General features: G+C 74.7%; 8 protein-coding genes, 1 tRNA gene and 1 pseudogene. 6 read left to right on the top strand and 4 right to left on the bottom strand.

Annotated features, from left to right (window positions below; translation table 11 throughout):
* Positions 1 to 141 (top strand): annotated as a pseudogene (locus tag ABTW87_RS17190) (C39 family peptidase); the annotation flags it as partial.
* A 97-nt stretch (positions 142 to 238) separates the two neighbouring features.
* Here the strand turns inward: ABTW87_RS17190 and ABTW87_RS17185 are convergent.
* On the bottom strand, positions 239 to 880 hold the full coding sequence (locus tag ABTW87_RS17185; RefSeq protein ID WP_350651794.1) for a hypothetical protein: 642 nt from the start codon (positions 878 to 880) through the stop codon (positions 239 to 241).
* Between the two features lie 149 nt (positions 881 to 1,029).
* Positions 1,030 to 2,208: a snapalysin family zinc-dependent metalloprotease gene (locus ABTW87_RS17180; RefSeq protein ID WP_350651793.1), complete on the bottom strand. Its 1,179-nt coding sequence runs from the start codon at positions 2,206 to 2,208 to the stop codon at positions 1,030 to 1,032.
* Between the two features lie 305 nt (positions 2,209 to 2,513).
* Here ABTW87_RS17180 and ABTW87_RS17175 point away from each other — a divergent pair, with 305 nt between their 5' ends.
* From ABTW87_RS17175 to ABTW87_RS17160, 4 genes are all read left to right on the top strand, one after another.
* Positions 2,514 to 3,110: an AMIN-like domain-containing (lipo)protein gene (locus ABTW87_RS17175; RefSeq protein ID WP_350651792.1), complete on the top strand. Its 597-nt coding sequence runs from the start codon at positions 2,514 to 2,516 to the stop codon at positions 3,108 to 3,110.
* An 89-nt stretch (positions 3,111 to 3,199) separates the two neighbouring features.
* Positions 3,200 to 3,880 (top strand): response regulator, encoded by a 681-nt coding sequence (locus tag ABTW87_RS17170; protein WP_350651791.1) that lies wholly within the window; start codon positions 3,200 to 3,202, stop codon positions 3,878 to 3,880.
* Positions 3,881 to 3,892: 12 nt separating this feature from the next.
* Positions 3,893 to 5,347 (top strand): ATP-binding protein, encoded by a 1,455-nt coding sequence (locus ABTW87_RS17165; protein ID WP_350651790.1) that lies wholly within the window; start codon positions 3,893 to 3,895, stop codon positions 5,345 to 5,347.
* Positions 5,344 to 6,219: a Gmad2 immunoglobulin-like domain-containing protein gene (locus tag ABTW87_RS17160; RefSeq protein WP_350651789.1), complete on the top strand. Its 876-nt coding sequence runs from the start codon at positions 5,344 to 5,346 to the stop codon at positions 6,217 to 6,219. Before ABTW87_RS17165 ends, ABTW87_RS17160 begins: the two co-directional genes overlap by 4 nt.
* Positions 6,220 to 6,301: 82 nt before the next feature.
* On the opposite strand, the gene ABTW87_RS17155 is transcribed toward ABTW87_RS17160, so the two are convergent.
* Together ABTW87_RS17155 and ABTW87_RS17150 are read right to left on the bottom strand one after the other, a co-directional pair.
* Complete coding sequence (locus tag ABTW87_RS17155; protein WP_350651788.1) at positions 6,302 to 7,501, bottom strand: RtcB family protein; 1,200 nt, start codon at positions 7,499 to 7,501, stop codon at positions 6,302 to 6,304.
* A 56-nt stretch (positions 7,502 to 7,557) separates the two neighbouring features.
* Positions 7,558 to 7,631: transfer RNA gene (locus ABTW87_RS17150), tRNA-Gly, on the bottom strand.
* A gap of 283 nt (positions 7,632 to 7,914) precedes the next feature.
* On the opposite strand from ABTW87_RS17150, the gene ABTW87_RS17145 reads away from it, so the two are divergent.
* Positions 7,915 to 8,844, top strand: coding sequence for a diacylglycerol/lipid kinase family protein (locus tag ABTW87_RS17145; RefSeq protein WP_350651787.1), 930 nt, complete (start codon positions 7,915 to 7,917; stop codon positions 8,842 to 8,844).
* Positions 8,845 to 8,863: the final 19 nt, after the last annotated feature.

Here is an 8,863-nt window from a genome sequence, read left to right as displayed (position 1 = left end):
TACATCTCGGTGACCGGCTACCGCGACGGCGGCGACCAGGTGAAGATCGCCGACTCGGCGAACCCGAACACCGCCGAGTACTGGATCACCACCGAAGCCCTCGCCGACTGGATCGCCACCCGCGGCTACAGCACCAGCTGACCCACAAGGAAGGGCCCCTTCTTAACGCTTCGCGTTGTAGAAGGGGCCCTTCTTAACACCTCAGTACGGCTGAGCCCGGCCGGCGGCCGGGCTGCGGTCACGAGGGACGGTTGCGCTCCTGGCTGAGCCGCTCGTCGAGGCGACCCAGCTCGTAGATGGCGTTGAGGTCGGTCGGCAGCCGGGACACGTTGTCCGGTGCCGGCTCCTGAGCGGCTGGCTCCGGGTCCGGGCCGGTGGGGCCGGGCGCGGCAGCGGGGAGTTCCGGTGCCACCGGGGCTCCGGCGGGGACCCTGCGCCGCCGCAGGGCCAGCAACACCGGTACGGCCACCACACCGACGGCGAGGGCGTACCCGAGGAGCCGGCCGGTTTCCCCGCCGCTGTCCACCGCCGGACCCGGCAGTGCCTCCGGCAGATCGCTCGCGGCCGACCCGGCCGGCGCCGGCGCACCCGGGGCGCGGACGCCCGCGCCGCCGCCGGTGCGGCCCGGTGCCTGGGCACCGTCGGAGGTGGACGCGCCCGGCTGGGCCGACGTCGTCGGTGCCGGCGCCCCGGAGGTCCCGGGCGCGGAGGGCGTGCCGGCGCTCGGCGTGGCACCCGGCGACGGGCTGCCGCCGAGCAGATCGCCGACCAGCCCACCGACTCCGCCGAGCAGGCCCCCGACCACCCCGCCAGAGGGCGACGGCGAGGCGGAGGGCGTCGGAGCGGGGGCGAGCGCCAGGGTGAGAGCGAGCGCGGCCACGGCAGGCATGTTCACCTCGGAGGGATCGGGCGTGGTGGCACCGTACCCCACTCCGTGAGCGGACGGTGACACCACACCGGCCCTCCGGGGCGTGTTAAGAAGGGCCCCTTCTACAACGCGAAGCGTTAAGAAGGGGCCCTTCCTTACGTTCAGGCGGGGAGGCCGCCGACCTGGGAGTTGATCCAGGAGCGGATCGACGGCAGGTCACCGTAGATCGACGGGCCGGTGGCGCACGTCGCGTTGTTGTTGCCCGAGCGGCTGGTGGCGCCGATCAGGTTCCACACCCCGTTGATCCGCCGCACCTGCGGACCGCCGGAGTCGCCGTAGCAGGCACCGGAGTTGCCGCCGGTGTTGTTGGTGCAGATCTCGTACGGGCCGTCGATGCCGATGCACCGGCTGTCCGAGACGATCGACGTGTCCAGTTCGTGGGCGATCGTCGGGGCCGAGCCGCAGCCCCGGTTCGGGCAGGTCAGACCCCACCCGATGATCCGGGTCGCGGTGCCGACCGCGCCGGAGGTCGTGGGGATCGGCGCCGGGGCGTACGAGACCGAGCTGGCCAGCTGCAACAGCTTGACGTCGATCCGGGAGTGGTTGACCGCCCGGGTCACCCGGACCACGGTGCCGCCGCTGCTGCGGTTGACGCTTCCGACGCGGACCGAGGACGGTGTCGGGCAGTGCCGCGCGGTGACCACCCAGTTGGACTTGATCAGGGTGCCGGTGCAGCCGGAGGTGTAGACCAGCCACGGGTAGTTCTCGGTGGCCGGCCGGCCGCCCACCACGAACGGCGTGACCTCTTCGGACTGCCAGGTGAATGTGCCGGTCTCGACGGTCGCGCGGCTGCCGGCGAACAGCGAGTTCACCCGGGACGCCTCGGCGGAGCTGGGGTACGCGTTGCGGCAGGACACGGGCGCGCTGCTGCCGGACATGAGGTCGGAGCAGAGGCCGGTACGCCGGTCGGGCAGGCCGAGGGTGTGGCCGAGCTCGTGGCTGGCGATGCGGGTGCGGTCGTACCCCTGGTTGACGGCGGTCCAGCCCATCCAGATCCGGCCGGAGCCGAGGCCGGTGACCTGCGCGCGCGGCCAGCCGCTGTCGACGTAGATCGTGATGTTGCCGGGCGTACGCGGGACCAGCCGGACGTTGCTGACCGAGCTGTTCCAGATCTGGGCGGCCTGGTCGAAGTTCGTGCGGAACTCACCGGCCCGGCTCGCGTCGTAGTAGACGGTGCGGGCGGCCGATGCCGGCGCACCGGTGGCGACCTGCACCCCGGCCGCCGCGAGCACCGCCGCCAGCACGGCTCCGGCCGCGCGAAGCAGTTGTCTTCTTAGCATCTCACTCCCCTGAGTAGTCGGCGGCAGGGCCGCCAGCCATCGATGTACGTGGATGCTAAATCGAACGCCGCCGATGCCCGACATAACGGAACCGTCATACCGACGGACCGCGTTTCGGCCGGTCACCGCCGCCACCCCGCACACGAGCTGCTGTTACGTGGGCGTTACGGCACGGCGAAGTCGCTGTGCCGGAAGGCCGCCACGGTGAACCCAGGTCCGCCGACGGCGCCGGACCCCGACACCGGCCCGCACGGCGCCGGAGGAGACGTCCCGGACGCCGGGACGCGTACGGCAGGAGGAGACAGATGCGCATCAGGAGTGGACTCATGGTGCTGGTGGTCGTACTCGCCGGGCTGGTCGCCGGCGCGGGCACCGGCACGGCGGCGACCACGACGACCGGCGCGGCGACGAAGGCGGCCACGGCCGGGTCCGCGTACTGCGGGATCACCTGGGGCAGCCTGACCAAATCGGCGGGCTCGCTGAGCAGCGCCCCGCTCGTCGACGTCCGCACCGGGCGGCACGACTGCTACGACCGGGTGGTCTTCGAGTTCGCCGGCACCGTGAACGGCTACACCGTCACCTACGGCGAGACCTGGACCGAGGGCGAGGGGCTGGCACTGTCGCCGTACACCGCGGGCGACGAGCTGCTGCGGGTCTCGCTGCAGGCCCCGGCGTACGACGACGAGCACGTGGCCACCGTCCCGTACCGGGTCGGCGAGCACACCGCCAACGTGCTGCGCTACCGGACGCTGCGCGACGTGGTGTTCGCCGGCAGCTTCGAGGGCTACACCACCTTCGCCGTCGGGGTGCGGGCGCGGCTGCCGTTCCGGGTGTTCGTCCTGTCCGGGCCGGGTGCGCACAGCCGGATCGTCCTCGACGTCGCCCACCAGTGGCAGCAGTGACCAGGGCGCGGGGCCCGGCACCGGCCGGGCCCCGCACACCGGCCGTTTCGCCAGGTCGACGCCCGCCGACAGGGGTCTACGCTCGGTGCATGGAAGGCCGGGTGCTGGTCGTCGAGGACGATGCCTCCATCCGCGAGGTCACCGCGCTCGGCCTGCGGCGCGCCGGCTTCCGGGTGGACACCGCCATGGACGGCCGGTCGGGACTCGCCGCGTGGCGGGCCCGGCCGGTGGACCTGATCGTGCTGGACGTGATGCTGCCCGGCCTGGACGGCTTCGAGGTCTGCCGGGAGATCCGGCGCACGAGCCAGGTGCCGATCCTCATGCTGACCGCCCGCACCGACACCATCGACGTGGTCGTCGGCCTCGAGTGCGGCGCCGACGACTACCTGCGCAAGCCGTTCGACCTGCCGGAACTGGTCGCCCGGGTCCGGTCGGTCCTACGCCGGGCCGCCGCCCCGCCCGCACCGACCACCATCGAGGTCGGCGGCCTGGAGATCGACCCGGCCAGTTTCGTGGCCCGCAAGCACGGACGGGACCTGGCGCTGACGGCGACCGAGTTCCGGCTGCTGCTGGAGCTGGCCCGCCGGCCCGGTCAGGTCTTCACCCGGGAGCTGCTGCTCGAGCGGGTGTGGAACCACGACTTCCTCGGCGACTCCCGGCTCGTCGACGTGGCCGTGCAGCGGCTGCGCGCCAAGATCGAGGACGATCCGGCGAACCCCCGGCTGGTCCGGACGGTCCGCGGCGCCGGCTACAAGCTGACCCCGGCCTGAGGGAGGTGACCGGTGCGGACCACCGATCCGGTCGTCCCCGGCCGCCTGCGCCGCCGGCTGACCGTCGCGTTCGTGGTCGTCGCCGGTGTCTCCGCCGGGCTGCTGGCCGGCGGCTCGTACGCGCTGCTGCGGCAGGTCCGCTTCGACGCCTCGGTGCAGCAGGCCGCCGCCGACGCCCGCTACCAGCTGGTGCTCGCCGCACAGTTCGCGCCGCTGACCACCGAGCGCCGCGCCGACCTGCTCGCCAGCTTCGAGGGCAGCGGGCGGCACGTGGTCCTCGTCGACGGCGAGGCGTACCCGTCGAACCCCGCGTTCGCGCCGCCGCTGGGTAGCGGCCTGCGGGCGACGGTGGCGGCCGGGCAGCTCGGGTACGAGCGGAGCGCGCCGTCCGCCCGACCCCGGCTGCTCGTGGTCGGCGGCCGCGTCCCCGGCTCGACCGCCGAGCTGTACGTGGTCACCGTCGAGGACGAGATCGTGGCGGACCTGGACCAGCTCCGTAACGCGCTGCTGGCGGGCTGGGTCCTGGTGGTGCTGCTCGCCGCCGCGGTCGGGCACACCCTGGCCCGCCGCACCCTGGACCCGGTCGGCCGGGCCAGCCGGGCCGCGCGGGCGCTCACCGAAGGGCTGCTCGCCACCCGGCTGCCGGTGCGGGGGCGGGACGAGTTCAGCGTCTGGGCGGCGTCGTTCAACGAGATGGCCGAGGCGCTGCAGGACCGGATCGAGGCGCTGTCCCGGGCCCAGGCCCGGGAGCGGCGGTTCACGGCCGACGTCGCGCACGAGCTGCGTACCCCGGTGACCGCTCTGGTGGCCGCGGCCTCGCTGCTGCGCGAGCACCTGGACCAGCTCCCCGACGACGCCCGGCGTGCCGGCCAGCTACTGGTCACCGACGTGGTGCGGCTGCGCCGGCTGGTCGAGGAGCTGATGGAGATCTCCCGTCTCGACTCGGGCCGGGAGGCGCTCGCCGTGACCACGGTCGACGCCGCCGCGCTGCTCCGGTCGATCCTGCGCTCGGGCGGCTGGACCGAGCGGGTAGCCGTCGACGCGGAGCCGGTCGACCTGCCGACCGACCCGCGCCGGCTGGAACGGGTGCTCGCCAACCTGGTCGCCAACGCGGTCGAGCACGGCGGCGGCGCGGTCCGGGTCGGTGTCCACCGCGCCGGCCCGGAGGTGGTCTTCGACGTCGGCGACGACGGTCCGGGCATCCCCGCCGAGCACCTGCCCCGGCTCTTCGACCGCTTCTACAAGGTCGATCCGGCCCGCTCGGGCCGGGGCAGCGGGCTGGGCCTGGCGATCGCCTGGGAGAACGCCCGCCTGCTCGGCGGCCGGCTCAGCGTGGCGAGCGCACCCGGTGCCGGCACGCACTTCCGGCTGGCGCTTCCCCCCGCCGGGCCGGGCGGCGCCGGAAAGGACAGCGCCCGGAAGGACGGCGCCGGGAAGGAAACGAGCCGCCCGGGAGGTACGCCATGAGACGCGCCGCCCTCGCGCTGACAGCCGCCGCGCTGCTCGCGGCAGGCGGCTGCGCGGAGCCACGGTCCGGGTCGCTCGGCCCGGCGCCGACCGCCGAACCGCCGGCCGCGTCGACCCCGGCCGCCGCCACCCCGTCGAGCGCCGTCCCGGTGCCGACCCGGCCGCCCGGCCCGGCCACCACCACCGCGGCCCCGGCCACCCCGTCGGCGGGCACGGTGACCATCGAGCTGTGGTACGTCCGGGACGGGCGGATCGCGCCGACCCGGCGTACCCGCCCGGCGACGCCGGCCACCTCCCGCCTCGCGCTCACCGAACTCGCGGCCGGGCCGACGCCGGCGGAGGCCGCCACCGGGCTGGCCACACTTGTCGCCGCCGGCACGGCGGTCACCCGGATCGCCGACGGTACGGCGGTGCTGCCGCCGCTGCCGGCCACGGGCGGCCCGGCCGCGACCCGGCTGCGCGAGGCGCAGGTCGTGTGGACGCTCACCCAGTTCCCCACCGTGCGCCGCGTCCGCTTCGGCGCGGGCGCCCCGGTCGACCGCACCACCTACGCCGACCTGCTGCCGCCGATCGTGGTCACCGCACCGGTCATCGGCGCGCGGGTCACCAGCCCGGTCACCGTCGCCGGCACCGCCGACGTGTTCGAGGCGACGGTCAGCGTGCGCGTGCTGGACGCCGCCGGCCAGGAGATCGCCACCACGTTCACCACCGCCACCTGCGGCACCGGGTGCCGCGGCGACTACCGGGTGGCGGTCGGCTACCGCGTCGACCGGGAGCAGGCCGGCACCGTCGAGGTGTACGAGGTGTCCCCGCAGGACGGCTCGCGGACCAAGGTCGTCACCGTGCCCGTACGCCTCGCGCCCCGCCGCTGAGGCCCCTGCGGCACCACGGCCCGGCCCGCACCCGGCCGGCCCGCGGGCCGGCGCCCGCCCCCCGCGGGCGCCGGCCGGCGCGTCAACCCTTGACGCAGATCACCTGCTTGAGGTGCGCCACCACCTCGACCAGGTCCTCCTGCTGCGCCATCACCTCGGTGATGTCCTTGTACGCGGCCGGGATCTCGTCGACCACGCCCGCGTCCTTGCGGCACTCCACGCCGGCGGTCTGCGCGGCCAGGTCGTCGGTGCTGTACGTCCGCTTCGCCTGCGCCCGCGACATCCGCCGCCCGGCACCGTGCGACGCCGAGTGGTACGCCTCCGGGTTACCCCGGCCCCGCACGATGTACGAGCCGGTCCCCATCGACCCGGGGATGATGCCCAGCTCGCCGCGCCCGGCCCGGATCGCGCCCTTGCGGGTGACCAGCAGGTCGACGCCGTCGTACGTCTCCTCCGCCACGTAGTTGTGGTGGCAGCTCACCGGCTCGTCGAACCGCACCTGCGGGAACCGCTCCCGGACGACCTCGCAGAGCACGGCGAGCATGACCGCCCGGTTGCGCCGCGCGTACTCCTGCGCCCACCACAGGTCCCGGCGGTACGCGTCCATCTCCGGCGTGCCGGCGAGGAAGACCGCCAGGTCCCGGTCGGGCAGGTCGGCGTTGTGCGGCAGCCGCCGCGCCACCGCCATGTGCCGCTCGGCCAGTTCCTTGCCGATGTTCCGCGACCCGGAGTGCAGCATCAGCCACACCCGGCCGGCGTCGGCGCCGCCCTGTTCGAGGCACACCTCGATGAAGTGGTTGCCGCCGCCCAGGGTGCCCAGCTGCCGCTGCGCCCGGGTCTCCAGCTGCGCCACCCCCCGGTCCAGGTCACCGAACCGCCGCCAGAAGTCGTCCCAGCCGCGCTGCTCCAGGCCGCGTACCCGCCGCGGGTCCACCGGGGTGCCCCGCTGCGCGAAGCCGACCGGGATGGCCGCCTCGACGGCGGACCGCAGTCCGGACAGGTCGTCGGGCAGGTCGTCGGCGGTGAGCGAGGTCCGGACCGCGGACATTCCGCAGCCGATGTCGACGCCGACGGCGGCCGGTGACACGGCCTGCCGCATGGCGATGACCGATCCGACGGTGGCGCCCTTGCCGAAGTGGACGTCGGGCATGACGGCGACCCCGTCGACCCACGGCAGCGCGCCGATGTTGCGCAACTGGCGGGCCGCCTGCGGCTCGATGCCGTACGGGTCGGTCCAGACCCGTACCGGCGCGCGCGTGCCCGCCAGCGGGGTGAAGCCCATCGTCGCCTCCTCGTGTTGTGAAAGGGTCCCGCCGGCAGGCGGGACCGGAGGGCAAGAGCGGTTGGCCGGATTCGAACCGGCGATCTTCACCGTGGCGGGGTGACGCGCTACCGGACTGCGCTACAACCGCGTGTCGGGGACGAAAAAGCCGCCCGACCCGGCGGGGTGGGCGGCGGCCGCGTCGGTCCGCGGCGTCAGTCACACCACCCTGGTCGCCGGCCCGACCGGCGACCGCCGGCCCGTTCGCCGGCCACCGCACCGCCGCGCGGCGTCGGCCGCGTGGTCGCGGTGCTACGAGGCTGGTTCACGGTGGACTCCCTGGCTGCGTGCGGGCTTGCGGACAGGACACTACGGTCGGCCGGCGGTGCCCGCAATGGATATTGGCGCCCGCCCACGGCGATAGGATCATGGCCATGCGGACCAAGCAGGAGCTGGGTGCGGCGATCCGACGGGCCCGGCGGGCGGCGCTTGTCGTCAACGCCCGCTCGCGGCGGGGCCGCCACCAGTACGAACGCGCCCGGTCCCGGCTGCTGGCCGCCGGCTTCGACCTGCTCGCCGCGTGCCCGGTGGACCGGCCCGGTCAGTTGGAGGAGTCCCTCGCGGAGGCGGCCGGGCTCGGGCCCGACCTGCTCGTCGCCGGTGGTGGGGACGGGACCGTGAGCACCGCCGCGCGGCTGCTCGCCCACCGGGACGTCGCGCTCGGCGTGCTGCCGCTCGGCACCACGAACAACTTCGCCCGCACCGTCGGCGTACCGCTCGACCTGGACGCGGCCGTCGCCGTCCTCAGCGACGGCAAAGTGATCGACGTGGACCTCGGGCTCGTCGGCGACCTGCGGTTCACCAACCACGTCGGCGTCGGCCTGTCCGCCGACGTGATGGCGGGCACGCCAGCACGGCTCAAACGGCTCGGTGGCCGGCTGGCGTACCCGGTCACGGCCCTGGCGCTGCTGGCCCGACACCGGCCGCTGCGCGCCCGGGTGCGCGCCGAGGGGCGGGAGCACGAGTTCGTCACCCACCAGCTGTACGTGGCCAACGGCGGCTTCCACGCGGGCCGGCCGATCACGGCGGACGCGAACGCGGACGACCGGCTGCTGGTCGCGTACCCGGTGGGGGGTCCGGACCGGCGTGGCCTGCTGCGCGACACCGCCCGCAACGCCGCGACCGGCCACCGCCGCACGCTTGTCGACGAGCCGTTCCTCGCGGTGCGTCAGCTGTGGTTGGAGACCGACCGGCCGGCGCCGGTGGAGGTCGACGGCGAACTGTACGGCGAGACCCCGATCCGGATCGGCCTGGACGCCAACGCGCTGCGGGTGATGGCCCCGGCCGACAGCCCGGACCGCTGACCGCGACGGACGTGCAACG

The organism is Micromonospora sp. NPDC126480, from assembly GCF_040302465.1.
Lineage (GTDB): Bacteria > Actinomycetota > Actinomycetes > Mycobacteriales > Micromonosporaceae > Micromonospora.
The sequence above is the reverse complement of the archived record's forward strand: the minus strand, read 5'-3'. Positions and strand labels throughout refer to the sequence as shown.

Coding starts and splice junctions, on each gene's coding strand:
- ABTW87_RS17180 (WP_350651793.1), bottom strand. CDS start 2,208: ATGCTAAGAAGACAACTGCTTCGCGCGGCCGGAGCCGTGCTGGCGGCG.
- ABTW87_RS17175 (WP_350651792.1), top strand. CDS start 2,514: ATGCGCATCAGGAGTGGACTCATGGTGCTGGTGGTCGTACTCGCCGGG.
- ABTW87_RS17170 (WP_350651791.1), top strand. CDS start 3,200: ATGGAAGGCCGGGTGCTGGTCGTCGAGGACGATGCCTCCATCCGCGAG.
- ABTW87_RS17160 (WP_350651789.1), top strand. CDS start 5,344: ATGAGACGCGCCGCCCTCGCGCTGACAGCCGCCGCGCTGCTCGCGGCA.
- ABTW87_RS17155 (WP_350651788.1), bottom strand. CDS start 7,501: ATGGGCTTCACCCCGCTGGCGGGCACGCGCGCGCCGGTACGGGTCTGG.
- ABTW87_RS17145 (WP_350651787.1), top strand. CDS start 7,915: ATGCGGACCAAGCAGGAGCTGGGTGCGGCGATCCGACGGGCCCGGCGG.